The organism is Rhodococcus sp. P4_C10 (genome assembly GCF_056402135.1).
Genome location: NZ_JBFUHZ010000027.1, coordinates 74,812 through 99,690, shown reverse-complemented (window position 1 = coordinate 99,690; position 24,879 = coordinate 74,812). Strand labels below are relative to the sequence as shown.

Here is a 24,879-nt window from a genome sequence, read left to right as displayed (position 1 = left end):
CACCCTCACGAACAGGAGATGAACTCCGGTTGATCGGGGGCTGAAGCACAACCATACACGACGGTGTGACTTCGGATTTACCAGGCTCTTACGTCCAACCTCGTGTCCCGGGCCTCTCGGTCCGGGTCGGTGTCCGTGTCGCTCTGACTCGACAAAAGTTACGTGACCGTGAACCGATAGGCAAATCGCCTGGTCAGAGCCGGTGCAATTCGCCTCGACTTCATCCGGCGACCATTCCGACGGCGATACGCTGGGCCGCATGCTCCTTGCACCCCGGTACGGCCAGGCGACGCTGTCGGATCTGGTCCCCTCCGCACTGTCCCACTTGGCCGTGCCCGGCGAGACCGACCGGATCGGTCTACCCCTGGCCGGCGTCTCCCGCATCTGCGTGCTGCTGATCGACGGCCTCGGCGCGGAACTGCTCGCGGCACATCCCGACGCGGCCCCCTTCCTGTCCAGCCTGGCCGGGCCCGTCCTGACCGCCGGGTTCCCCACCACCACCGCGACCAGTCTCTCCTCGTTGGGGACCGGGTTGCCGTCCGGTGAACACGGCGTGGTCGGCTACCTCTTCGCGGCCGACGGCCAGGACCGCCTGATGAACCCGCTCAAGTGGCGACTGCACGGCGACGGCCCCCGGGTGGACCTGCTGAAGGAGTTGGTGCCCGAACAGTTCCAGCCCACCCCGACCGCGTTCGAGCGCGCCGCCGACCACGGGGTCACCGTGACCCGGGTCGGGCCGCCCTACCAGTACGAGTCCGGGCTGACCCGCGCCGTGCTGCGCGGCGGAACCTTCGTCCCCAGCTTCTCGATGGGCGACCTGGTGGACGGCGCCGCGACCGCGCTGCGGGCGTCCGATCGCGCCCTCGTCTACGCCTACCACGGTGAACTCGACCTGACCGGGCACGCGCGCGGCGCCGGATCGGAGGCCTGGGCACTCGAGCTCGCGCAGGTGGACCTGCTGGTCCGACAGCTCGCGGACCGGCTCCCCGCCGACACCGCGCTGATCGTCACCGCCGACCACGGCATGGTGGACGTCCAGTCCCCCGTCGACCTCGATGCCCTGCCCGAGCTGCGCGAGGGGGTGCGGCTGATCGGCGGCGAGCCCCGCGCCCGACACGTGTACACCGACGCCGGCGCCGCGTCGGACGTCCAGGCCCGGTGGCGGGACCGCCTCGGCGAGGACTACGAGGTGCTCAGCCGCGAGGAGGTGATCGGCCTGGGCTGGTTCGGCCCGACCGTGACCGCGTCGTCGCGGCGGCGGATCGGTGACGTGATCGCACTGGCCCGCGGCTCCGGGGCACTGATCCGCACGGGTGCGGAGCCGCTGCAGTCCCGGTTGATCGGGCATCACGGCTCACTGACCTCCGCCGAACTGCACGTTCCCCTGCTGGTGTTCCGGAGCTGACGACGGGTCCGGAACACGGGTGAACCCCCGGCGGCTCTCCTCCGCCGGGGGTTCACCCGCTCATGTACGCGCCCTGCGCGTCGGCGTCAGCTCCAGCTGGCCGCCGCGCTGTTGTTCGTCGCGTTCATGTCGTCGTTGCCGGCGCCGACCGCGCGGCCGATGGCCTCCAGCACCAGGTTCAGGTCGTTGGCCGCGGCATCCCACTTCGCCTGCTGCGCCTGATACGCCTCCGACGCGGAGCCCTCCCAGTCCGCGACGAGCGGCGCGAGGTAGCTCTTCAGGTCGGCAAGCTTGCCGTTGATGTTGCCGCTGGTGGCGGCGATGTCCGCGCGAGCACCGTCGATGGCCCCGAACGTGTAACGCATGGTCCCGCTCATATGTCTCCCCCTACATCAAGTGGATCGAAGATCGCCTACCCCCGCGTGGACGCGGATTCAGATGTTCAGGCTGCCGCCGGCGCCGTTGATCGCGCTGGTGTGGTCGTCCTGGGCCGCCGCATAGGCGACGCCGTTGGCCCGGATGTTCTCGCTGATCGCGAGCAACGACTCGTTGAGCCGCTTGGCGCTCGAATCCCAGCGCGCCATCAGGTTGTCGAAGGCGACCTTGGCCGCGCCCTCCCAGGCGCCGTTGACGGCGGCGAGCCGGCCCTGCAGCGACGACAGCTGTCCCTGGATGTCCGCATTCACGTCGCCGACGTGCCGCGACGCGGACTCCATCGTTTCGGTGGTGGTCCTCATCTGACCGCTCATGCCCACTCCTCACTTCTCGTCCCGGTGTCCAACGACTTCGGGTCCGGGTGGACCTCGGTCGGACCGCGCCTACACCCAGTTGGACGCGAGCCAGGGGCGGTTCGGTTCCGCCCGACCCCGGGCAATTTCCCCAGGAACCGACCCTCCTCATCCGAGCGTCACCGAGGTCGACCGAATCGCCTGGTCGCAGGCCCCCGCGAGGTCCTCCCAGCGGTCGGCGAGCGACTGGCAGCCGACGCTCACCTGCAGGCCGTCCGCGACGTACACGTGCCACCGCACCTCCGAGTCCGGGTCGGGGATCTCCCGGTACGTCAATGCCTCTCGCCCGTCCGCCGGCGCCCGTTCGAGGGACCGGAACACCCCGGGCCGCTCGGCAATGCGCTGCCGCAACGTCCGCGCCACCGCGTCCAGATCCACACCGGGCGTGAGTTCCTTCTGCACCAACAGGATTCGCGCCGGACCGCCGTCGTCACGCACCAGCTCGAGCCGATCCGGACGGCGGCCGGCCACGCGCTCACCCCAGCCCGGCGGCACGGCCAGTTCGACCCGGCCCACCGCGCCGCGCTCGGTCGTCGGGGCAACCTGCTGGGCCACAGGGGGTTCGGCGGCAACGGATTCGGCCGGACCGGCGTCCGGCACCGGCCACGCCGCCGTGGAACCCGCCGTCGAAGTCCCGTCCTGCGAGTGGAGGACGCCGGCACCCACCACGGCCAGTCCCGTGACCACGGCCACCGCAGCCAACGCCGCGGCCACCCTCCGGCGACCGGGACTGCCACCGCGCGACGGAGCCGGGTCTGCCGGCTCCCGCCAGGCAGCCTCGGGTAGCGCCGTCGGCGGCGTCGCCGACACGAGCGCCAAGGCACCCGCGACCACCTCGGCGCCGGAGACCTCGGTCGCCACTGTCGCGGTGCGCCCACCCGATTCCAGGGCGCGCAGCAGGACCTGCCCCGTCCCGGCGGGCACTTCACCGGTCACCAGCACCCGCGCCGGCCAGCGCGGGCACGCGGCGACCAGTGCCGCCACCCACTCCCCCGCCCGCCCGGGCGCACCCGTCGCCGTGGCACTGTCCGTCGGGTCCCCTTCCCCTCCACCGAGACACAGGTCCGCCGACCCCCACTCCCCGAGGTGGACGCAGTCCGGGGACCCCGACGCGCTGGCCGTCGAGGCGAGCAAGCCCACTTCGAGGACCGCCACCTCGCTGTCGGCACCCGCCGCCCGGCGCACCGCGTCCGGCACCGGGACCAGGGTGACCTCCCGTCCCACGGTGCGACCGGCCGCGGACAGCACTCCGCGCCGACCGCGCCCCCAGTTCGCGGGGTGGGTGAGGACCACGAGGTCCGCCGGTCGGTCCAGTCCACAACCGGCCGCCGCGTGCGCGACCAGTCCGGCCAGCACCTCCGTCATCGGGAAGACGCCCTCACCGAGCGCGAGGTAGCGGTCGTCCACGTACCGGATCGGGTGTCGCTCGAACACCGCGGAATCCGACAGGCCGAACACCAGTCCCGCCGCGGATGCGGACACCGTTGCGGGGCAGAAGAATTCCGTCGCGCCGGATCGAGCCCACATGGCCGACTCGGTGAGGTGGATCGCCAGCACCCGCGCCGCCGTCACAGCGGGTCCAGCCACGCGACCTGTATGAGGGCGGTGGCGGACCGGGTGACGAACGTGCCGCGACCGGCGGGCATCTCGCTCGCCCGGACCGCGCCGACCAGCGCGCCCTCGTCGCGGCTGCCGCTCATCACCACCCCGACGGGCACCAGTTCCCGCAACCGGGCGAGCACCGGCTCGTACAGTGCGCGGGCGGCTCCACCGGTCCGCCGGGCGACCAGCAGGTGCAGACCGATGTCCCGCGCATGCGGCAGGTAGTCCAGCAGCGGCGCCAACGGGTTTCCGCTGGAGGTGGCCACGAGGTCGTAGTCGTCGACGACGACGTAGATCTCCGGGCCGCGCCACCAGGAACGTTCCCGCAGTTGCCGCTGGGTCACCTCCGGACCCGGCATCCGTCCGGCCAGGATCCCGGCGAGCTCGGTGATCATCGTGGAGAGCGTCGCCGCCGATGCGGCGTACCCCGCGAGGTGGTCACCCTCGACGGCGCCGAGCATGGTCCGCCGGTAGTCGGCCACGATGATCTTCGCCTGCCCCGGGGTGTTCGACTCGACGATGCCCGCACAGATCCCGCGGAGCAGGGTGGTCTTGCCGCTCGCGCCGTCCCCGAACACCAGCAGGTGCGGCTGGTCGGCGAGGTCGACGTAGGCCGGGGCCAGGTCCGCCTCACCGATGCCGATCGGGACCCGTCGGCACGGCGCCTCCCGGTCGGCCGGGGGCCACTGGGCTGCGGCCAGCATCGCCGTCCGCGCACACCGCTCCGGCAGCATCCGGACCGGCGGGGCCGTCTCTCCGGCCGCCGCCGCGACCACCCGCGCCACCGTGTCTGCGACCCCTGCGGTGAGGTCGGCGCTGCGCGCGACGCCGTCCACCCGGGGCAACGCTGTCAGCAGGTGCAGGCCGTCGCGGGTCATGCCCCGTCCCGGCCTGCCCTCCGGCACTCGGGATGCCTTGGCCCGTCCCATGTCAGAGTCCGACGGGTCGCCGAGCCGGAGCTCGATCCTGGTCCCCAGCTGGTCCTTGAGGGCCGGACGGATCTCGCCCCAGCGGGAGGCCGTGACCACCACGTGGACGCCGAAGGACAGGCCCTGGCCGGCGAGCGCACCGATCTGAGCCTCCAGCGGCTCGAAGTCCTGCCGGATGCCCGGCCAGCCGTCGATCACCAGGAACACGTCGCCGAAGGGGTCCGCCGCGACCGCGTCGGCGTCGGGCCCGCCAGCTCCACGCAGCCGCCGGAACTCGGCCATCGAGTCGATACCGAGCCCGCGGAACCGCTGTTCGCGCCGCCGGAGCACGGCGCTCACCTCCGCGACGGTACGCCGGACCCGGTCCACGTCGAGGCGGTTGGCGACCGAGCCGACGTGCGGCACCCCGGCCAGCCCGGCCAGCGTGCCGCCGCCGAAGTCGAGGCAGTAGAACTGCACCTGCCGCGGCGAATGTGTCAGTGCCAGTGACAGGATCAGCGTTCGCAGCGCGGTGGACTTGCCGGACTGCGGACCCCCGACCACGGCGACATTGCCCTGCGAACCCGACAGGTCCACCACCAGTGGGGCGCGGCGCTGGTCGAAGGGGCGGTCCACCACGCCGACCGTCGCCCGCAGGCCCGCCGACGGGGACGCGGGTTCGAGTAGCCCCGGCAGGATCTGGTCAAGTGTCGGCGGATCGGTCAGCGGCGGCAGCCACACCTCGTGCGCCGCGGGACCGCAGCCCCGGACCCCCTCGACGACGGCCTCGAGCACGGTCCGCCCGGACGCCTCGGCCGGTGCCGGTTCTGGGGGCGACTGCGCGGGCCGCTCGGTCACCCAGGCCGCCAACGGAACCGGAGCCGCGGTGAACGGTCGTGGCAGCAGGTCCGTCGCCGCCGACGACGCCCCGGGCGGAGCCCCGGGGCGGCCGGCCGGGCACGGGCCCGAGACGTACGCGGCCGCGAAGCGCATGATCTCCGCCGAGTCGCACTTGAGATAGCCCGAGCCCGGCGTCGCGGGCAGGTGGTATGCATCCGGCACGCCGAGCACGGTCCGGGACTCGTTGGCGGAGAACGTCTTGAGACCGATGCGGTACGACAGGTGGCTGTCGAGTCCGCGGAGCTTGCCCTCCTCCAGTCGCTGGCTCGCGAGCAGCAGGTGCATGTGCAGCGAGCGGCCCAACCGGCCGATCGCCACGAACAGGTCCGCGAACTCCGGTTGCTGACTGAGCAGTTCGGAGAACTCGTCGACGACGATGAACAACGCGGGCAGCGGCGCCAGGTCCGCGCCCGCGGCCCGGGCCTTCTCGTAGTCGGACACGTTGGCGAAATTGCCCGCCGAACGCAGCAGTTCCTGGCGGCGGTTCATCTCGCCCGCCAGGGCGTCACGCATCCGGTCGACCATCGCCAGTTCCTCGGCCAGGTTGGTGATCACAGCCGCGACGTGTGGCGCCCGGTCGAGGCCCAGAAAGGTCGCACCGCCCTTGAAGTCGACCAGCACCAGGTTCAGCGCCGCGGGCGAGTGGGTGGCGATCAGTCCCAGCACCAGGGTGCGGAGGAACTCCGACTTCCCAGATCCGGTTGCCCCGATACACAACCCGTGCGGACCCATCCCGTTCTCGGCAGCCTCCTTGAGGTCGATCTCCACCGTCGAGCCGTCGGCCCCGACCCCGATCGGCACCCGCAGCCTCTCGCGGGGCGTGCGGGGAGCCCATGCGATCTGGGGGTCGAAGGCCGCCACGTCTGAGATCCCGAGCAGTTGCTGCCAACTCGCGGTCGGCGGGCCGTCCTCGGCGTCGGCCTCGGTGCCCGCCGCCGCGACAGCCCGGTACGGGGCAAGTCGCCTCGCCGCCGTCTCGGCCTGCTCGACGCTGTGCCGGTCGGCGACGGCAAAGGTCTCCACCCCGGATCCGGTTCGGGCGCCGAGAGACACTTCGCCGGGTGAGGTGCGGTCCAGGACCAGTTCGATCCCGCGGGCGGCCACGAGCGACGGGCAGAATCCCGTCAGGTCCACCACCGTGACCGAGTCCAACCCGTCGGCCAACCGGCTCTCGCCGTCGAGGATGCCGCCGTCGACCACGACCACCAGTTGGGCGACACCCGCCGCCGCCGGCGCACCACGGGAGTACCCGGCACGCATCGAGAACTGCGAGTACAGCGTGGCGTCGAGTTCCGTCAGCGAGCCGAACACCATCCGGCTCACGCCGGCGCCGTCGACCACCTCCGGGTTCGCGGCGTGCGGGAGCCACTTGGCCCACTCCCACTCGGTCGCGGTGTCCGGCCCGCACAGGATCGCGACCCTGACCTGGTCGGGACCGTGAAAAGTGCACAGCTGCAGCAGCATCGAGCGAACCAGGTCACGGCCGGCGGACCTGTCGCCGCTCACGCCGATCGCCGCGAAGCCACGCAGGGACACCGACGTCGGCAGCGCGGGCACCACGGAGTGGGTGCGGACGAACCGGCGCAGCGACACGGCCGCGACCGGCTCGAGGTCCTCCACCGGCCCGGTCTCGGGTGCGATCAGCCTGGTGGCCAGTCGCTGGCTGCCCACCCCGACGCGGACATGGCAGTAGTCGACGTCGTTGACCCGGCGCTCCCACATCCGGTCGGTGCCGGCCAGCGTCCACAGCAGGTCCGGGTCGGGGTGAGTCCACTCGAGTGCACGGCGCTGCTGGTGGCCGGTGTCGTAGACGTCGCGCCGCAACTGGTCCAGGTACCGCAGGTAGTCCTTGCGGTCCTCGTCGATCTCCGCCGCCCTGGTGCCACCGCCGCGGCCGCCGCCGAGCATGCCCAGCATCGAGACGACCATCATCACCGGGAACAGCAGCGACATCGGGTTCGCCGCCATCCCCGAGGTGAACATCAGCGCCACCATGCCGAGCACGGCGACGACCATCACCAGGGGCAGCATCTTGGCGAGCAGGTTCCCGGGCACCACCTTCGGGACCTCGGGAGGCGACTGCAGGCTGAGTTCGCCGCCGGGAACGCGCGGCACCTCCCGCCGCGCCTTGCGTACGAAACGCACAGTGCTCACGCGCGTTCACCCCCATGGTCGTCGCGTTGCCCCGATGCCCGTCCCGCCCCCCGGGACGATGCATCGACGACGAACGGTAACCGATCGAATTCCCGCAACGCGGAGAACCGTCGAATCCGGTTGTCGTAGAGTGCGTCCGTGTTCCGTCGAGGAACGCCGCAGGTGGGGACCTGCGTGGCAGGGGGGAATTTCCGGGGATGAACAACATTGACGTGGCCGGGCGGCCGACGAACGGGTCCGGCACCGCGCAGTCCGACCTGTGCCGGCTGTCGGTGCGCACCGAGCACACTCAGGTCGACCTCGCGGTGCCGCACGCCGTGTCGGTGGCGATGATCGTCCCCGGCATCGTCGACCTGATCGACCAGCACGCCCCGTTCGGACAACACGACACCGCAGACCTTTTCGGCGTCGGCGAGGGCCGCACGGAGGCAATCCAGTGGGCGTTGTCCCGGCTGGGTCAGGCGCCCCTGGATGCCGCGCGGACCCTCGCCGAGCACGGGGTGCGCGACGGCGAACTCCTCGTCCTGACGCCCACGGAGCGCGCCGCGCCACCGCCACTGTTCGACGATCTCATGCACAACGTCGCGGCCGTCGACGCGGACCGCTACCGGCGATGGGGGCCGGGGCCGGCGCGGGTCATGGGCGCGGTGGTCGCCGCCGCGGCCGCCGTCGTCGGTTCCGCGACGCTGTTGACGGCGAGGTCCACCACCGACAGCGTCGCCGGGGCCCTGGCCGCGCTGGTAGTCGCGGTGCTCGCGCTCACCGCGGGCGCCCTGGTCAGCCGGGTGTACCGGGACCGGTACGCCGCGACCGCACTCGTCGGGTGCGCGCTGCCGCTTGCCTTCACCGCCGGTGCGCTGATGGTGCCCGGCCACCTCGGGGCCGCCCACCTGTTCCTCGGGTCGGTGGCCTGCGGGGTCTTCGCGGTGCTGGCCGTCCGGGCCGGCGGGGTGGGACTCGCGTTGTGCACCGCGACCGCGACGGGCGCGGTCCTGGCGGGCGCGGCGGCCGCCGCCGGGATGCTGACCGACCAGCCCCGTCACGTGATCGGCTCGGTGCTCGGTGCCGCGGCCCTCGCCGGACTGGCGATCGCGCCACGCCTGTCGATTCTGCTGGCGACGCTGCCGCTACCACCGGTCCCCTCGCCCGGGACGCCGTTGGACCAGGACCAGGACGAGCCCGACTCGGACGCGGGTGGTGTGCCCGCCGCGTTCGAGGGCCTGCAGACCCGTGCCCGGCGGGCGCACCGGCACCTCACCGGTCTGGTCTGCGCGATGGCCCTGACGACAGTCGCCGGCGCGCTGATGTCCGCGCGACTGTTCGCCGACGACGAGATCTACTGGCCCGGAACGATGTTCGCATCCGTCTGTGCGGTGGTGCTGATGCTGCGCGGACGCGGCCACTCCAGTCTCGCCCCGGCCGCCGCCCTCATCGGGTCGGGCGCCGCGACGCTCGCGCTGCTCGTCACCGGCGCGGCGGTCGCCGGCACCGGCCCGTCGCTCGCCCTGTTCGCGCTGGCGGTGCTCGGCGCGGGTGCCGCACTCACGCTCGGCATGCTCGCCCCCGAACACGCCTTCTCGCCGGTGACGCGCCGCAGCGTCGAGATCGTCGACTACGCGGCCATCGCGGCGGTGGTCCCGTTGGCCTGCTGGGTGTCCGGCCTGTTCGCGACGATGCGCGGGCTGTGACCGCCCGCGTCCACCGACTCGCGACCGTCGCCGCGGTCGCCGGGGCGGTCGCGCTCGGTCCCGCCACCGCAGGCGCCGTACTGCCACCCGTTGTCGACCCGGGCCGACTGCCACCGAACTCGGCACCCACCGCGCCCGCGACCGAGCTCCGCGACCCCTGCACGGCAACCTCCGCGGCGGCCGACCTGGCGCAGGTCCCCGTCCCGCAACGCGCCCTCGACCTGGAATCCGTGTGGCCGTTGACAACCGGTCGCGGGCAGCTCGTCGCCGTCATCGACACCGGCGTATCACCGCACCAACGGCTGCCAGGTCTGGTCCCCGGAGGCGACTATGTCTCCACCGGAGACGGCACCGAGGACTGCGACGCCCACGGCACACTTGTCGCCGGGATCGTCGCGGCGACCCGCGACGCCGCGACCGGGTTCGCCGGGGTGGCCCCGGACGCCCGCATCCTGAGCATCCGCCAGTCCAGCAACCTCTACCGGGAGACCGGCGGCGCCCGGGATGCCGAGGGCCGCAATGCCCGCGGCGTCGGCACCATCGGCACCCTCGCGAGCGCGATCCGACGCGCCGCGGACCTGGGTGCCACCGTCATCAACATCTCGGAGGTCGCCTGCCTCCCCGCAGGCTCGGGGGACGGCGGAGTCCTCGGGGCCGCGGTGGACTACGCGGCGCGGGTCAAGGACGCCGTGATCGTCGCGGCCGCGGGAAACCTCGACACCGAGGCATGCCGGGCGTCGAACACGCCGCCGGATCCCGCCCGGCCGCACGCAGACCCGTGGGACGCGGTCACCACTGTCGCCACCCCCGCCTGGTACGACGACCAGGTCCTCGCCGTCGGCTCCGTCGACCCGGGCGGGGCCGCGTCTGCCTTCACCGTGCCGGGCCCCTGGGTGGACGTCGCGGCGCCGGGCACCGGCATCACCTCGCTGGACCCACGCCGGACGGGACCCGACGGGGTCACCGACTCCACCGACGGCGGCGCGGTGCAGGGCACCAGTTTTGCCGCACCGTATGCCGCGGGCACCGCCGCGCTGGTCCGGGCCCGCCATCCGCATCTCACCGCGCGGCAGGTGATGGACCGGATCGAGGCCACCGCCCACGCGCCCGCCACCGGCTGGGACCCGTACATCGGTCACGGCGTGGTCGACCCGATGGCCGCGGTGACCGCGGAGACGACACTGACCCCGACCGGGCGCGAGCCGCGGTCGACAGCGGTGGCGGCCCCCGAGGCGCCGCCGCCTCCCGACCACCGCGCACGCGACGCCTCGATGATCGGCGCGACCGCGGTGGGCGCGGTGCTCGGGATCGGGCTGCTCGCGTCGCTGCCGCTCCGCCGCGTCCGTCAGCGAGCGGGGTCGGGTACCACCACCGGGTGATCGTCCGGCGCCACCCCGTCATGAGCGAGGAACGCGGCCTCTCGCCCCAGCGTGGGCCCCGGCGCCAGCAGCGACAGGATGGGCCACGGCGCCGGCGCGCCGGGGGCGGTCAGACCGAGAGCCTTTGCCGCGTCGTCGTTCTCGACTCCGTAGCGCACCCCGGTGTCGGCCACGAAGAACAGTGCGCCACGGCGCTCACTGGACGCCGCGATGCCCGTGGAGTGGACCAGACCACCGTTGCCCGGACGCAGGTAGACGGCATCGGCGTTGTCCCCGGCTCCGTCGGCCTGGGCCAGCATGACGGGACGAGCACCGTCGGGCAGCGGAAGCGTGTTCCCGGCGATCACGCTGACCGTCGCGCGCAGCCCGCCCGGCGCCGCGGCGGCGCCCGGCACCGGATTCCACGACAGGCAGCTGACGGGACTGCCGGCCACCCCGACCAACTCCGGCGGCATCGCCGGAAAGGTCGACACGGCAAGGTCGTTGGCCTGCGGCAACCTGGACACGACGTCGGGAGTGACCGAGTCCGTGCCGGCGGCGCCCTGCGAATCGGAGTACCGGATGAGGCCCGCGGTGGCCTGACTGATCGGTTGCAGCCCGCCGCGCAACAGGACGTAGAACCGGGTCTCCTGCGCGTCCTGCACCTGCACGACCGATCCGATGGTCTTGCCCGGCAGCGAGTACGGCGGCTGCTCCCCCGCACCCTCGATGACGGGCGTCGTCAGCCCCGGCGCCTCCGGGATGGCCTCGAGCAACCCTGCGCTGACCGGCCGCGGCTCGATCCCGTCGAGACCGAAGGCCAACGCGACCGCGTGATCCGCCGGGTCGATCCGAGCCCGGGTACCGGCGTGGACAAGGAACGTACCGTCGCCTGCGCGCACCAGCAGCGCCTGCGAGTCGGTGAGTGTGGACACCCGCTCGCCGAGCACCGGGTCACCGGCCAGCACCGCGGTGCTCACGGCCCTGTTGCCGCCTGCGGCGACGGCGTCACAGACCGTCCAGGCGACCGCATCCCCGTCCGGAAGTGCCGACGGCGCACCGGGAATGCCCATCAGGGCGCCCCGTGGCCGGCTGCCGAGCTCGGATTCCTTCACGATCGCCGGGGTCGCGGCGCTGCCGGTGACCAGTCGCGCGGACGCCAGGTTGAGGACGGGGTGCAGCACGTCCTCGACCACGACGAACATGGCACCCGAGTCCTTGCCGACGACAATCGAGGCGTCGCCGATCTTGTCCTGCGGCCGGATCAGCGCGAGTGCGGCACACCCGGCCAGTCCCAGTACCGCGAGGACGGCCCCCACCGTCATCGCCCTCGACTGGGATCGCATCGGGTCGTGCAGCATTCGCACGTCCCGACGCACCAGCGCGTGCTCCATCCGTCGCACCAGAAAGCGGTATCCGCTCACCTGGACACGCGTAGTCGGCTGTGCAGCCATGGTCCCTCCCCCGTAACGGCGCACATTACGGGGGCACACAGTACAGTGGCCGTCGGCCGGTGCATGGGGGAATGCCCGGCCGTGGGGAACACATCGCATGGGGATGCGTGGTGGGGGGGAATCGGGGATGATCGTGTTTCGACGCTTGGGGCGACGTCGGCCGGCGCAGCCGGACATGACGTTCCTGGTACTGGTGTGCGCTCAGTTGCTGGGGGTGGCTGCGGCATTGGCGGCCGCGGTGACCGGGCTGCGCTGGTGGCAGTCTCTGCTGCTGGGCGCCGCGGTCGCGGCCGCCGCGATGACGCCGTTCCGGGGACGCAGCCTGCCGTCGTGGTGCGCCACCGCCTGCGCCTTCCCGATGCGGCGGGACCGGACGGCGGTCGCCGCCACGAACTTCCGGTCCCCTGACGGTCCCGTCGTCGGGCTCGGATGGGACCTCGACCCGTCCGGCCGAGGCGCCGCCGTCGCCGCGGTCGTCGAGATGCTGCCGCTCCCGGGAAGCCACACCGAGATGTCCCGGGAGGGTTGCGAGCCGTCTCACCGGCTGCCGGTGGCCGCAATCGCGGAATCGTTGAACCACCACGACCTCTGTCTCAGCGGCATCGACATCGTCAGCCACGGCGCCCGGGTGTGTGAGGGCACTACCGCCGCCGAGGTGTACGACCAGTTGATCGGACCGCTGCCGGCTACCGCTAGCCGCACGGTCTGGTTGGTGCTCCGGTTCGACGCCGCCGCCGAGTCCGAGGCGGTCGCCCGTCGGGGCGGTGGCGCGACGGGCGCCGCGCGAGCGGCATCCGTCGCCGCCCGCCGGATGGTCCGCACCCTGGAGGCCGCGGGCTGCCCGGCACGAGTCCTCGACGCCGCCGAGATCGACGCGGCGGCAATGCAGGTCACCCGTGGCGTGCGGCCCTGGTCCTTCGCCCGCGCCTGGAGCCAGGTACCCCTGCCCGGCGCCTGCAACACCGGCTACGGAATCAACCCACAGGCATTGTCCGAGGACCTGCTGGCCGAACTCTGGGCACAGCCCGGCCTCGGCACCACCGTCGCGCTGCGGCTGCGCCCGGGCCGCCGGCCGGGCGCGGTGCGGATCGGCGCGTCGTGCCGGCTGACCACCCGGACCCGCCCCGACCGGCTCGAGACGCCGGGGCTGGTGACCATGTCGGGCCGGCACGCCGACGCACTCGCGTCGGTCCTGCCCGCCGCGCACGACCATCTCGACTCGCTGACCGGCTTCGCAGAAATCGACGCGAACCGCCTCGATGCCCTGGTGCTGCCGACCGCGGGGTGCGGGCAGCTGATCGGATCCGCCGACGACGGGCGGGCGGTCACCACCCGCATCGTCGGTCCGGAGATCGGCGCGGTCGAGGTGATCGGCGAGCTGTACCTCGCCCGACAGCTGGTCCTGCGCGCGATCGCCACCGGCGCACGGGTACTCGTCTGCTCGGCCCGCCCGCAGGACTGGGCTCAACTGGTCGACGCCATCGCCGGTCCGGACCGGGTACGCCTGACCAACGAGACGCGGATCGACCCGCGTTTCACCGCGGTGCTCTTCGACGGCATCGAGCCGGTGGAGCTCGGTCCCGGCGTCACCGCGATCCGACTGCTGGAACGGCCAGGGCCCCCGGCGCTCGCGCCGCCGGACGTCACCGTCGTCCAGCCCGGCTCGCGGGGAGATCGAATCGTGTTACGGACCAAGGAGACTCGTCGTGAGCTGACCCTGGTCACCATTGCGGAGGAGACCGCGTTCCTGGGGAGCCCGCAACCCGCAGCGGCGGTGCCCGGTGCCCTCGTTCCCGCGTCCTGAGCCCGGCCGCGTCCTCAGCCCGGCCGCGACGTCAGCCCGGGTACGGCCGGGCCGCGCGCGCCGACCGCGCGGCGTCCGCCCACCAGGCCAGCTGGTCGAGCAGTCGGGCGGCGCCGTCGATCGCCGCGCCGTCCTCTGTCTCCCCGTCCGGGCCGAATCTCTTACGGGCCTGGTGGAAACTCACCGTCTGCCGGACCGTGACCATGTGCACCTCGGCCAGCACCTGACGCAGTTGCTCGGTCGCGCGTAGCCCGCCGGACAGGCCGCCGTACGAGACGAACCCGACCGGCTTCGCCCGCCACTCCTGCTTGGCGCTGTCCACCGCGTTCTTGAGGGCAGCCGGGTAGCCGTGGTTGTACTCCGGCGTCACCATCACGAACGCCTCCGCCGAGGCGATCCGCTCGCGGAACCGGTCCGACTCGGCAGTGGCCGAGAGATCGTGCGGCAACTCGACGTCGGCGAGATCCAGGACCTCGGTGTCGAAGGCCGGATGATGCCGGGCCCGCCGGACGAACCACTCGGCGACGACGGGGGCGAATCTGCCCTCCCGGACACTGCCGACAATCACTTCCAGCCGAATAGGTTCTGTCACCACACCCCATCGAACCACGGGACGGGCGACGGCCGGACACGACGAGGCCCCCTGCCCGGGCGGGTCAGGGGGCCTCGTCACGACCTGGCGCTACGCGATGGTGCTGTTACGAGCCGAACAACCGGCCCAGCGAACCGGCGGACCCGGTGCCGCCGTCGCCGTCGCCGTCGTCAGCCACGGACACCTGCGTGGTCAGAGTCGGCGAGACGGATGCGGCGTGCCGGTCCGAACCGGAGAAGCGGGCCGAGATCCGGTGGGCGCCCACCGAGCCGAAGCTGTGCGAGAGCGTTGCCTTGCCGTCGACGACGCCGACCGGCTCACCGAGCGGGACCTCGCCGTCGGTGAACTGCACGGTGCCGCCGGCGGGCGTCGGGGCCACCGTGGCCGTGAGGTCGACCGCGGAGCCCACGGTTGCGGCGCCGGGCACGTCCAACCCGGTGGTGGTGGCGATGTCCCGCGCCTTGACGGTGACGTTCACACCGATGGGGTTGAAGGTCGTCGCCCCGAGCCAGGCGCCCACCTGGAACGAGAGCCCACTGTCGAACGTCCCGGCCCGCGCGGCATCCGGAACCCTGTAGGTGACCTCGAACGTCACGTCCTTGTTCTCGCTCAGCCAACAGTCCGAGACCAGCCACGAACCCGACACCGACAGACTGTTGTTCGCGTTGTCCAACGACGGCGTCACCGGGTTCGTCGACGAGCCCGAGGTCAGCCCCGAGGCCGTGACCTTCGCACTGCCCGCCACGTACTCGAACCCGGCCGGATGCACGTCGGTGATGGTCTCGAGGTACCGGTCCACGGCACTGGTCACCTCGAACACCGTCTTGTACGTCACCGTGGCGCCGCGCTCCGCGCTGCCCGGCGAGACGCTCTTGGTGACCTTGACGTTGTCGGTCGTCTTGGTCGCCGAGGTCGGCGCCGCGGACGCGGCCCCGCTGCCGGCGACGAGTCCGACTGCCACCACCGCAGCGGCGCTGACGACCGCCGCTACCCGACGAATCACGGTTTGGGGCATGGGGGTTCCTCCATGGTTCAGACGGGGCCTGCCGCACGAAGGTCGCATCGCGACGACTGCTGCCGGGCGGCGCGGCGAGCGACAGCTGCCAGTGTTCATACAGTTGTACAGCTGCAGACATCGTTTCCCCTGTTCAGGGTTCACTCGCCGTCAGATTGCAAGACCTGTCAGATCGCAAGACCGTGGGTGAGCAGCGCGGCCAGCTCCTCGTACGCCTGCGCGTCGCCGAGACCGGTCGACTCGGCGACCTGCCTGCGCTGGATCCGCACCATCGTCGACGCCGTCACCTCGGCGACGAACGCCGCGTGGACGTCCCGGAACTCGCCGGCCCGGACCCCCTCGGTGATGAGGTCCTGCACTCGACCCGCCGCGTAGCGGGTGTTCTGCTCGTAGACCTCCCGGGCGGCCGCGTTCGCGGCGAGGTCCTCCATGAACTGTGTCGACGCCGGTCGCAGCTGCTCGCCGACCGCTTCCAGGTAGGTCCGAATGCGGTCGCGGGCGCCGCTCGCCCCGGCCAGGCGCTCCTCGACCCGTTCGGTCGCACCTCGGAAGAAGTGGACGGTCGCGGCGCGGACGAGCTGTTCCTTGCTGTCCGCCAGTCCGTAGAGCGTGGACTTCGAGCACCGCAGCCTGGTCGCCAACTCGTCGAGGGTGAGGTGGGCGAAACCCTCCGCCAACAGCAGCTCGACGAGCTGGTCGAGCAGCTGTGCCTTGCGGGCCGCGCCACGCACCTGGGTTGCCATACATATAACAGTACTGCAGTATCGATGCCAGTACCGTTACTGACCCGAGGAGAGCGCATGCCCGTCGAACGACTGCTGCCCAGCCAGGAAGCTCACGACCTGATCGAGCTGACCCGCGACGTGGCAGACAAGGTGCTGCGCCCCAAGGTCGACGCACACGAGAAGTCCGAGACCTTCCCCGACGGGGTGTTCCCCGCACTCGGTCGCGCGGGGCTGCTGAGCCTGCCGTATCCCGAGGAGTTCGGCGGCGGCGGCCAGCCCTACGAGGTGTACCTCCAGGTACTCGAGGAGCTGGCGGCGCGCTGGGCGGCCGTGGCCGTGGCAACCAGCGTCCACAGCCTGTCCTGCTTCGCGCTCGCCACTCACGGCACCACCGAGCAGCAGGCCAAGTGGCTGCCGGACATGTTGAGCGGCAACACCATCGGCGCCTACAGCCTCTCCGAGCCGCAGGCCGGCTCCGACGCCGCCGCGCTCATCTGCAAGGCCACCGCCGTCGACGGCGGGTTCCGGATCAACGGCTCGAAAGCGTGGATCACCAACGGCGGTCGCGCCGACTTCTACACGCTCTTCGCGCGCACCAGCGACGACGGACCGCGCGGGATCTCCTGCTTCCTGGTCGATTCCGCGACCGAGGGCCTGAGCTTCGGCAAGCCCGAGGAGAAGATGGGACTGCGGGCGGTGCCGACCACCTCCGCGCACTACGACGACGCCTTCGTCGACGCCGAGCGCCTCATCGGACAGACCGGCCAGGGCCTGCCGATCGCGTTCAGCGCGCTCGACTCGGGCCGACTCGGCATCGCCGCCGTCGCGGTCGGGCTCGCCCAGGGCGCACTCGACGACGCGGTTGCATATGCCAAGGAGCGCAAGGCATTCGGCAAGCGCATCATCGACCACCAGGGGCTCGGCTTCCTGCTTGCCGACATGGCCGCCGCCGTGGACTCTGCGCGCGCCACCTACCTCGACGCCGCGCGGCGACGCGACGCCGGGTTGCCGTACTCACGCCAGGCGAGTGTGGCCAAGCTGATCGCCACCGACGCCGCCATGAAGGTCACGACCGACGCGGTCCAGGTCTTCGGCGGCTACGGCTACACCCAGGACTTCCCGGTCGAGCGGTACATGCGCGAAGCCAAGATCACCCAGATCTTCGAGGGCACCAACCAGATCCAGCGCCTGGTGATCGCGCGGTCGCTCGCCGGCTGACCAGTTCGCCACTCTTGCCGCGCCGGTCGCACACCGGCGCGGCAAGTGTCATGTGTCGCGCATCACGTTGCGCGCCCACATCGCCCGCTGACACATTGTCCTGCAAGGCTCACGACGCTGGGCCGAGCCAAGACTCAGGCCAGTCGGGAGGTCGCGGGTGTCATCGAATTCCGTGAGTGCGATCAGTGGCGCCCACTATCGCTCTCTGATCCAGAACGTCGACATGCCGGTCATCGTGCACCAGAGCGACGACCACGTGGTCGACGTCAACCGCGCCTTCGCGGAACTGCTCGGATACACGCTGCCCGAGGCCCGCACGCTCGGCCCGCGAGAGTTCGTGCACCCGCGGCTGATGGCCGAACACGACCGGGGGCAGCACCGGTTGATCTCGGGGGCGCAACTGGACCTCGCCGCCGACTACGACCTCGTCCGCAAGGACGGCGGCGTCATCCGGGCCCGGGTGAAGAAGTCGGTCGCGCGGCACAACGCGGAGACCGTGGTGATGACGGTGATCGAGGGAACTCCGCTGTCGCTGTGACCCCCGCTCGGCGGCTCCGTCCCCGGCTGGGACGAGGACTCAGTCCCCGCAGCACCCGCCCGGCACCGTGCGCACCTCTCGGGTCGCCGCGTTGCGCGCGGCCAGTTCCTCGTTCGGCGGGTAGTCGACGGCCACCAGGCTGAGCCCGTGCGCGGGTGCCACCAGCACCGAACTCGACCGGGACCGCTCCTGCAGCAGGGCAATCGTCCATTCCGGGGTGCGGCGGCCCTCGCCGACCGCGATCATCGCGCCGACGAGGCTGCGCACCATCGACCAGCAGAACGCATCGGCACTGACGTAGGCCGTGACGATGTCACCAGGAGCGGAGCCTGCGGAGCGACCCGGCTGCTCGAGCCGTGACCAGTCGAAGCGCTGCAACTCGCGGACGGTCGTCGCGTTCTCCTTGCGCCGGCAGAAGGCGGCGAAGTCGTGCAGTCCGAGCAGCCCGCGGGACGCCTCACGCATCGCGTCGAGGTCGAGCGTCTTGGGCACCGACACGGTGTCGCGGGCACGCAGCGGTTCGGCGCCGTAGCGCGCGGTGGTGATCCGGTACTCGTAGTGCCGGCGGATGGCGGAGAATCGGGCGTCGAACTCGGCCGGCACCTCGGTGACCGCCTTGACCCGCACGTCCGGCGGCAGGAAGCGCGCGAGCCTGCGCACCAGGCGCTCCGGTTCGGCGGGCGCGGCGTCCGCGGACACGTCCAGGTGCGCGACCTGGCCGCTGGCGTGTACGCCCGCGTCGGTGCGGCCGGCGACGGTCAGCTGCACGGGCTCGCGCAGGATCGTCGAGAGCGCCTGCTCGAGCACGCCGCAGACCGTCCGCAGGCCGGGCTGTCGGGCCCAGCCGGAGAAGTCGGTCCCGTCGTAGGTGATGTCGAGGCGAAAGCGAACGAACCCGCCGTCCCTGGAAGGGGCGGCGGGTTCGATCGAGGGTTCTGACGCGTTCAGCGTTAGTCCTTCTTGGCCTCGTCGGCCTCGACGACCTCGGCCTCGACCTCGGGGGTCTCGACCTCGGCCTCGACGGCCTGCTCCTCGACGGCCGGAGCTGCCTGCGAAGCCTGCACGCGACGTGCGCGGTCTGCCTCGGAGGTCACGGTCTGCTCCTTGACGAGCTCGATGATTGCCATCGGCGCGTTGTCACCCTTGCGGGGGACCGTCTTGATGATGCGGGTGTAGCCGCCGTTGCGCTCCGCGTAGAACGGACCGATCTCCGCGAACAGGGTGTGCACGACATCCTTGTTGCGGATGACCTTCAGCACCTCACGACGGTGAGCCAGCGTGCCGGCCTTCGCGTGCGTGATGAGCTTCTCGGCGTAAGGCCGCACGGCCTTCGCCTTGGCCTCGGTGGTGGTGATGCGGCCGTGCTCGAAGAGCGCGGTGGCCAGGTTGGCGTAGATCGCCTTCTGGTGGGAAGCCGACCCGCCGAAGCGAGCACCCTTCTTGGGCTTGGGCATGATGAATCTCCTAGTGAAGAACCTAAAGAGCTGGTCTACAGCTGTTCGGTCTCGGCGTAATCCTGGTCGTTGCCGTCGGTGTCGTTGAAGGCACCCGCATCCGTGTCGCTCCACGTACCGGTGGCGGCGTCATAGCCGGCAACGGTACTGGGGTCGAACGAGGCCGGGCTGTCCTTCAGGGCCAGGCCGAGCGAATGCAGCTTGACCTTCACCTCGTCGATGGACTTCTGACCGAAGTTGCGGATGTCCAGCAGATCGGACTCGGTGCGACCAACCAGCTCGCCGACGGTGTGAACACCCTCGCGCTTGAGGCAGTTGTAGGAACGGACCGTCAGGTCCAGGTCCTCGATCGGCAGTCCGAAGGAAGCGATGTGATCGGCCTCGGCGGGCGAGGGTCCGATCTCGATGCCTTCTGCTTCGACGTTCAGCTCACGGGCCAGGCCGAAGAGCTCAACCAGGGTCTTGCCCGCCGAGGCGAGCGCGTCCCGCGCGGTGATGGAGTTCTTGGTCTCCACGTCCAGCACGAGCCGATCGAAGTCGGTGCGCTGCTCGACGCGGGTGGCCTCCACCTTGTAGGTGACCTTGAGCACGGGCGAGTAGATCGAGTCGACCGGGATACGGCCGATCTCGGCGCCGGACGCCTTGTTCTGGACGGCGGGGACGTAGCCGCGACCGCGCTCGACAACGAGCTCGATCTCCAGCTTTCCCTTGTCGTTCAGGGTGGCGATGTGCAGATCCGGGTTGTTCACCGTGACGCCGGCCGGGGGCACGATGTCGCCTGCGGTCACAGCGCCGGGGCCCTGCTTGCGGACGTACATGGTGACCGGCTCGTCCTCTTCGGAGCTCACGACGAGGCCCTTGAGGTTCAGGATGATGTCGGTGACGTCTTCCTTCACACCCGGGACGGTGGTGAACTCGTGCAGGACGCCGTCGATACGGATGCTGGTGACAGCAGCGCCGGGGATCGACGACAGCAGGGTGCGGCGAAGCGAGTTGCCGAGGGTGTACCCGAAGCCGGGCTCAAGGGGCTCGATGACGAACTTCGAGCGGTTGTCAGCGATGACCTCTTCGGTCAGCGTGGGTCGCTGAGAAATGAGCATTCGTTTTCCTCCTGTACGGGCGTCCGCTATTTGACGCCGCGATGGATGGTGCCTGGGGCACTCGTGCGCCTCCCCGGTGACCGCAGCCACCGGAAAGGCGCACGAATGGAAGGCATTACTTCGAGTACAGCTCCACGATCAGCTGCTCCTGCAGCGGAACGTCGATCTGTGCGCGCTCGGGCTCCTGGTGGACCAGGACGCGGAGGCGACCCGGGACAACCTGCAGCCAACCGGGGACCGGACGGTCGCCGACGGTCTCGCGGGCAACCTGGAAAGGCAGGGTGCTCAGCGACTTCTCCTTGACATCGATGATGTCGTACTGGGAGACGCGGTAGCTCGGGATGTCAACCTTCTTGTTGTTCACGAGAAGGTGGCCGTGGCTCACGAGCTGACGGGCCTGACGACGGGTCCGGGCCAGGCCGGCGCGGTACACGACGTTGTCGAGACGGGTCTCGAGGATGCGGAGCAGGTTCTCGCCGGTCTTGCCCGGGCGACGAACCGCTTCCTTGTAGTAGCGGACGAACTGCTTCTCCATGACGCCGTAGGTGAAGCGAGCCTTCTGCTTCTCCTGCAGCTGGAGCAGGTACTCGCTCTCCTTGATCCGCGCGCGGCCGTGCTGGCCCGGCGGGTAGGGGCGGCGCTCGAATGCCTGGTCGCCTCCAACGAGGTCGACGCGCAGACGACGCGACTTGCGGGTCATGGGGCCGGTATAACGTGCCATTTTCTAAACCTTTCCTTCCCGCTAGACCCGACGCCGCTTGGGCGGACGGCAGCCGTTGTGCGGCTGGGGGGTGACGTCAGAGATGGTGCCGACCTCGAGGCCTGCGGCCTGCAGCGAGCGGATTGCGGTCTCGCGTCCCGAGCCGGGGCCCTTGACGAACACGTCGACCTTCTTCACACCGTGCTCCTGCGCCTTGCGGGCAGCGCTCTCGGCGGCCAGCTGCGCGGCGAACGGGGTGGACTTACGCGAGCCCTTGAAACCGACGTGTCCCGAGGACGCCCACGAGATGACGTTTCCGGCCGGGTCCGTGATGGACACGATGGTGTTGTTGAAGGTGCTCTTGATGTGAGCGGCACCGTGCGGGACGTTCTTCTTGTCCCTGCGACGCGCCTTCTGGGTCTTCTTGGGACCGGTGCTACGAGACTTGGGGGGCATTACTTCGCCTTCTTCTTGCCGGCAATGGTGCGCTTCGGGCCCTTGCGGGTACGGGCGTTGGTCTTGGTGCGCTGACCACGCACGGGCAGACCACGACGGTGGCGCAGGCCCTGGTAGCAGCCGATCTCGATCTTGCGACGGATGTCCGCCTGAACCTCGCGGCGAAGGTCACCCTCGACCTTCAGCGACTCCTCGATGTACTCGCGGAGCTTGGCCAGGTCCTCGTCGCCCAGATCCTTGCTGCGCAGATCCGGGTTGACACCGGTCGCGGCAAGGATCTCCTTGGAGCGGGTACGGCCGACGCCGTAGATGTAAGTCAGTGCGATCTCCATACGCTTTTCGCGAGGAAGATCAACACCTGCGAGACGTGCCATGAGGCATTTCCTATCGGTGTGCGGAGGTCTGCTCCCAGCCCGTCCCCTGTGTCCTCTGATTGCTCAGAGCGTCTTTCAACTAACTCAGTGGGGCCCCGGCCTCCGTGCCGGGGGTCTACCGTTGCGTGCCTGTTGGGTCGGAACCCGAGGGCCGTCGCACCGGCTGGTACTGGGAGGTCTTCTTGTCAGTTGCGTCGGGCAAGCCGATCGCAAGTCGTGCAGGTGGTTATCCCTGACGCTGCTTGTGACGCAGGTTCTCGCAGATCACCATGACCCGGCCGTTACGACGGATCACCTTGCACTTCTCGCAGATCTTCTTGACGCTCGGCTGAACCTTCACGTCTGTCTAATCTCCTGTGTGTCGCCCACCGGGGGTGGACATAGTTCTTCCCGGGCCAGGTGTGGCCCGGGGAGCTTTCGTTACTTGTACCGGTAGACGATGCGACCGCGAGAAAGGTCGTAGGGCGACAGCTCTACGACGACACGGTCTTCCGGCAGGATGCGAATGTAGTGCTGACGCATCTTGCCGCTGATGTGCGCGAGCACCTTGTGGCCGTTCTCGAGCTCAATGCGAAACATTGCATTGGGCAGCGGTTCGACCACGCGACCCTCGACCTCGATGGCCCCGTCTTTCTTAGCCATATCCTCCGCGATCCGTTGGTGGGCATCGTTCTCCGTTACGGTGGTGCCCAAGCGTTACTGAACCGGACGAACACAGGCCTCGCACGCAAGCGCTGAGCCCATTCGACCGGCACGCAGGACGCACCATTGATCTAGCTTACCGGAGTTCCCTCACCAGGCCAAATGCGCCCCGCGGAACCGCAGCCGGTGAAAGGACCGACCCGTGCGTGCCGTCGTGCAACGAGTGACCTCCGCCTCGGTCGAGGTCGACGGCCAGATCGTCGCCACGATCGACCCCGACACCCAGGGACTGCTGGTCCTGCTGGGGGTGGGACACGGCGACGACCCGGCAGCGGCCGCAGCCCTCGCCGCGAAGGTGTGGAAGCTACGCATTCTGGACGGTGAACGCTCCGCCTCCGACGTGGCGGCACCGATCCTGGTCGTCAGCCAGTTCACGCTGCTCGCCGACACCCGCAAGAGCCGGCGACCGTCCTGGTCGGCGGCCGCGCCCCGCGCCGTCGCGGAACCACTGGTCGACGCGTTCGCCGACGCACTGCGCGGGCTGGGCGCCGACGTCGCGACCGGTCCCTTCGGCGCACACATGAAGGTGGCCTCGGTCAACGACGGGCCGGTCACGCTGCTGCTCGAGTCCTGACACCGCCCGCCACGACGAGCCGGGCCGTCGCCTCAGCCGATGCCGACCTCCGGGTCAGGGGCGATGGCGACCGCCGGGCGGTCGCACCGCGGGTCGTACGCGAGGGTCTCGTAGTCGCACCACTGCGGACGGGCCGAGTCCTCCGCCGGCAGGTCGCACTCGGGACCGAGGTTGACGACGATGCCGCGGCACTGCAGCGGCGGACCGCTGGGGTCCGCCCCCGTTTCGAGTTCGACGGGTGGCTGGGAGGGCGCGTCGGGGGCGGAGGCGAACGCCGGTTGGGCGGCGCCGAGACACAGGAACAGGGCGAACGGCGCGGCGGCGACGAGTCGGTTGACGGACATGATCGAGATCCTCACTGGTCGGGACTGGACACCTTCGACAGTGGTCGACGGCCTCCCTCGCAGCCAGTCCCCCGCGGTCGGAGTCCCCTGCCCCCGCCGGTGCCGGAATTCCCCCCGCGGAGTGGTTGACACGACAAAGGACAAGGCACCCACGGCCGGGAACGGCCGTGGGTGCCTTGCCTGCTGCGCGTGCGCCCGCTACTCGGGGCGCAGGGTGAGGATCCGTGGGCCGTCCTCGGTCACCGCGACGGTGTGCTCCCAGTGCGCCGCCCGGGAGCCGTCGGTGGTGACGACGGTCCAGTCGTCGTCGAGCACCTCGGTCTCGGTGGTGCCGAGGGTCAGCATCGGCTCGATGGCCAGCACGGAGCCGACGACCAGTTCCGGTCCCTTGCCCGGCTTGCCCTCGTTCGCGAGGAACGGGTCCATGTGCATCTCGCGCCCGATGCCGTGACCGCCGTAGCCGTCGACAATGCCGTAGCGACGACCATGCGCCTGCTCCGCGGCCAGGGTGCCCAACTCGATCGCGTGCGAGACGTCGGTCAAGCGGTTACCGGCCAGCATCGCCGCGATACCCGCCTCCATCGACAGCCGGGTGGCCTCGCTGAGATCGCGGTCCGCGTCGAGGTACTCCCCCACCGCGAAGGTCCACGCCGAGTCGCCGTGCCAGCCGTCGAGGATGGCCCCGCAGTCGATCGACACGAGGTCGCCCTCGACGAGGATGTCCTCGGCGGACGGGATGCCGTGCACCACACGGTCGTTGACCGACGAACAGATCGACCCGCTGAAGCCGTGGTACCCGAGGAACGAGGGCACCGCCCCCGCGTCCCGGATGGTCTGCTCGGCGAGCCGGTCCAGTTCCAGCGTGCTCACGCCGGGCTTGGCGGCATCCCGGACCGCGACCAGGGTCGCGCCGACGATGGCCCCGGCCGCGGCCATGGCATCGAGCTCACCGGCGGTGCGGAACGGGACGACCTTCTTGCGACGGAACCCCACGAAAACCTCTTACCTTGTACTTGTCGAGCTTGG

General features: G+C 70.7%; 25 protein-coding genes. 7 read left to right on the top strand and 18 right to left on the bottom strand.

The window, feature by feature from the left end; genetic code table 11:
• Window positions 1–259 precede the first annotated feature (259 nt).
• Window positions 260–1,405 carry an alkaline phosphatase family protein gene (locus AC1DWC_RS18160; RefSeq protein ID WP_477910213.1) on the top strand — a complete coding sequence of 382 codons (1,146 nt, stop codon included), beginning with the start codon at window positions 260–262 and terminating at the stop codon, window positions 1,403–1,405.
• Between the two features lie 86 nt (window positions 1,406–1,491).
• Here AC1DWC_RS18160 and AC1DWC_RS18155 read toward each other — a convergent pair whose 3' ends face one another.
• The 4 genes from AC1DWC_RS18155 to eccCa form a co-directional block, all read right to left on the bottom strand.
• Entirely contained in the window at window positions 1,492–1,782 is a 291-nt protein-coding gene (locus AC1DWC_RS18155) for a WXG100 family type VII secretion target (RefSeq protein ID WP_072845901.1), read from the bottom strand.
• Window positions 1,783–1,839: 57 nt separating this feature from the next.
• Window positions 1,840–2,154, bottom strand: a complete 315-nt coding sequence (locus AC1DWC_RS18150; protein ID WP_072845902.1) for a WXG100 family type VII secretion target — start codon at window positions 2,152–2,154, stop codon at window positions 1,840–1,842.
• Between the two features lie 147 nt (window positions 2,155–2,301).
• On the bottom strand, window positions 2,302–3,780 hold the full coding sequence (locus AC1DWC_RS18145) for a type VII secretion-associated protein (protein WP_477910211.1): 1,479 nt from the start codon (window positions 3,778–3,780) through the stop codon (window positions 2,302–2,304).
• Window positions 3,762–7,757 (bottom strand): type VII secretion protein EccCa, encoded by a 3,996-nt coding sequence (gene eccCa, locus AC1DWC_RS18140; RefSeq protein WP_477910209.1) that lies wholly within the window; start codon window positions 7,755–7,757, stop codon window positions 3,762–3,764. The genes AC1DWC_RS18145 and eccCa overlap by 19 nt, the downstream gene beginning before the upstream one ends.
• Window positions 7,758–7,954: 197 nt before the next feature.
• Between eccCa and eccD the strand changes: the two genes are divergently transcribed.
• Complete coding sequence (eccD, locus tag AC1DWC_RS18135; RefSeq protein ID WP_477910207.1) at window positions 7,955–9,445, top strand: type VII secretion integral membrane protein EccD; 1,491 nt, start codon at window positions 7,955–7,957, stop codon at window positions 9,443–9,445.
• Entirely contained in the window at window positions 9,442–10,824 is a 1,383-nt protein-coding gene (gene mycP / locus AC1DWC_RS18130) for a type VII secretion-associated serine protease mycosin (protein ID WP_477910205.1), read from the top strand. The genes eccD and mycP overlap by 4 nt, the downstream gene beginning before the upstream one ends.
• On the opposite strand, the gene eccB is transcribed toward mycP, so the two are convergent.
• A complete protein-coding gene (gene eccB / locus AC1DWC_RS18125) occupies window positions 10,791–12,257 on the bottom strand; it encodes a type VII secretion protein EccB (protein WP_477910203.1) in 1,467 nt (488 codons plus the stop codon). The two genes, mycP and eccB, sit on opposite strands and share 34 nt — an antisense overlap.
• Window positions 12,258–12,432: 175 nt before the next feature.
• On the opposite strand from eccB, the gene eccE reads away from it, so the two are divergent.
• The gene (eccE, locus tag AC1DWC_RS18120) at window positions 12,433–14,061 is read left to right on the top strand and encodes a type VII secretion protein EccE (protein ID WP_477910201.1); all 1,629 of its coding nucleotides are present in this window, start codon (window positions 12,433–12,435) and stop codon (window positions 14,059–14,061) included.
• Window positions 14,062–14,092: 31 nt separating this feature from the next.
• Here eccE and AC1DWC_RS18115 read toward each other — a convergent pair whose 3' ends face one another.
• From AC1DWC_RS18115 to AC1DWC_RS18105, 3 genes are all read right to left on the bottom strand, one after another.
• Window positions 14,093–14,653 carry an NADPH-dependent FMN reductase gene (locus tag AC1DWC_RS18115; protein WP_477910199.1) on the bottom strand — a complete coding sequence of 187 codons (561 nt, stop codon included), beginning with the start codon at window positions 14,651–14,653 and terminating at the stop codon, window positions 14,093–14,095.
• A gap of 106 nt (window positions 14,654–14,759) precedes the next feature.
• Entirely contained in the window at window positions 14,760–15,668 is a 909-nt protein-coding gene (locus tag AC1DWC_RS18110; RefSeq protein ID WP_477910197.1) for an Ig-like domain-containing protein, read from the bottom strand.
• Between the two features lie 167 nt (window positions 15,669–15,835).
• A complete protein-coding gene (locus tag AC1DWC_RS18105) occupies window positions 15,836–16,411 on the bottom strand; it encodes a TetR/AcrR family transcriptional regulator (RefSeq protein WP_477910195.1) in 576 nt (191 codons plus the stop codon).
• A gap of 57 nt (window positions 16,412–16,468) precedes the next feature.
• On the opposite strand from AC1DWC_RS18105, the gene AC1DWC_RS18100 reads away from it, so the two are divergent.
• Window positions 16,469–17,611, top strand: a complete 1,143-nt coding sequence (locus AC1DWC_RS18100) for an acyl-CoA dehydrogenase family protein (protein WP_477910193.1) — start codon at window positions 16,469–16,471, stop codon at window positions 17,609–17,611.
• A gap of 172 nt (window positions 17,612–17,783) precedes the next feature.
• Window positions 17,784–18,149 (top strand): PAS domain S-box protein, encoded by a 366-nt coding sequence (locus tag AC1DWC_RS18095; RefSeq protein ID WP_477910191.1) that lies wholly within the window; start codon window positions 17,784–17,786, stop codon window positions 18,147–18,149.
• Window positions 18,150–18,188: 39 nt separating this feature from the next.
• Here the strand turns inward: AC1DWC_RS18095 and truA are convergent, their stop codons facing one another.
• The 8 genes from truA to infA all read right to left on the bottom strand — a co-directional run bounded on the left by truA (window position 18,189) and on the right by infA (window position 22,875).
• Complete coding sequence (truA, locus tag AC1DWC_RS18090; protein ID WP_477910219.1) at window positions 18,189–19,076, bottom strand: tRNA pseudouridine(38-40) synthase TruA; 888 nt, start codon at window positions 19,074–19,076, stop codon at window positions 18,189–18,191.
• Window positions 19,077–19,099: 23 nt separating this feature from the next.
• On the bottom strand, window positions 19,100–19,603 hold the full coding sequence (gene rplQ / locus AC1DWC_RS18085; protein ID WP_477838377.1) for a 50S ribosomal protein L17: 504 nt from the start codon (window positions 19,601–19,603) through the stop codon (window positions 19,100–19,102).
• Window positions 19,604–19,638: 35 nt separating this feature from the next.
• Window positions 19,639–20,703, bottom strand: a complete 1,065-nt coding sequence (locus AC1DWC_RS18080; RefSeq protein WP_072845916.1) for a DNA-directed RNA polymerase subunit alpha — start codon at window positions 20,701–20,703, stop codon at window positions 19,639–19,641.
• A 115-nt stretch (window positions 20,704–20,818) separates the two neighbouring features.
• Window positions 20,819–21,424: a 30S ribosomal protein S4 gene (rpsD, locus tag AC1DWC_RS18075; RefSeq protein WP_072845917.1), complete on the bottom strand. Its 606-nt coding sequence runs from the start codon at window positions 21,422–21,424 to the stop codon at window positions 20,819–20,821.
• A 21-nt stretch (window positions 21,425–21,445) separates the two neighbouring features.
• Complete coding sequence (gene rpsK, locus AC1DWC_RS18070; protein WP_072845918.1) at window positions 21,446–21,859, bottom strand: 30S ribosomal protein S11; 414 nt, start codon at window positions 21,857–21,859, stop codon at window positions 21,446–21,448.
• Window positions 21,859–22,233, bottom strand: coding sequence for a 30S ribosomal protein S13 (gene rpsM, locus AC1DWC_RS18065; RefSeq protein ID WP_072845919.1), 375 nt, complete (start codon window positions 22,231–22,233; stop codon window positions 21,859–21,861). The genes rpsK and rpsM overlap by 1 nt, the downstream gene beginning before the upstream one ends.
• 226 nt (window positions 22,234–22,459) lie before the next feature.
• A complete protein-coding gene (gene rpmJ / locus AC1DWC_RS18060; RefSeq protein WP_003938068.1) occupies window positions 22,460–22,573 on the bottom strand; it encodes a 50S ribosomal protein L36 in 114 nt (37 codons plus the stop codon).
• A gap of 80 nt (window positions 22,574–22,653) precedes the next feature.
• Window positions 22,654–22,875, bottom strand: coding sequence for a translation initiation factor IF-1 (gene infA, locus AC1DWC_RS18055; protein WP_003418601.1), 222 nt, complete (start codon window positions 22,873–22,875; stop codon window positions 22,654–22,656).
• 202 nt (window positions 22,876–23,077) lie between these two features.
• Between infA and dtd the strand changes: the two genes are divergently transcribed.
• Window positions 23,078–23,509, top strand: a complete 432-nt coding sequence (gene dtd / locus AC1DWC_RS18050; protein WP_477910188.1) for a D-aminoacyl-tRNA deacylase — start codon at window positions 23,078–23,080, stop codon at window positions 23,507–23,509.
• A gap of 32 nt (window positions 23,510–23,541) precedes the next feature.
• On the opposite strand, the gene AC1DWC_RS18045 is transcribed toward dtd, so the two are convergent.
• Together AC1DWC_RS18045 and map are read right to left on the bottom strand one after the other, a co-directional pair.
• Window positions 23,542–23,853 (bottom strand): hypothetical protein, encoded by a 312-nt coding sequence (locus AC1DWC_RS18045; RefSeq protein ID WP_477910186.1) that lies wholly within the window; start codon window positions 23,851–23,853, stop codon window positions 23,542–23,544.
• Between the two features lie 198 nt (window positions 23,854–24,051).
• Window positions 24,052–24,846, bottom strand: coding sequence for a type I methionyl aminopeptidase (gene map / locus AC1DWC_RS18040; RefSeq protein ID WP_477910184.1), 795 nt, complete (start codon window positions 24,844–24,846; stop codon window positions 24,052–24,054).
• Between the last annotated feature and the right edge of the window lie 33 nt (window positions 24,847–24,879).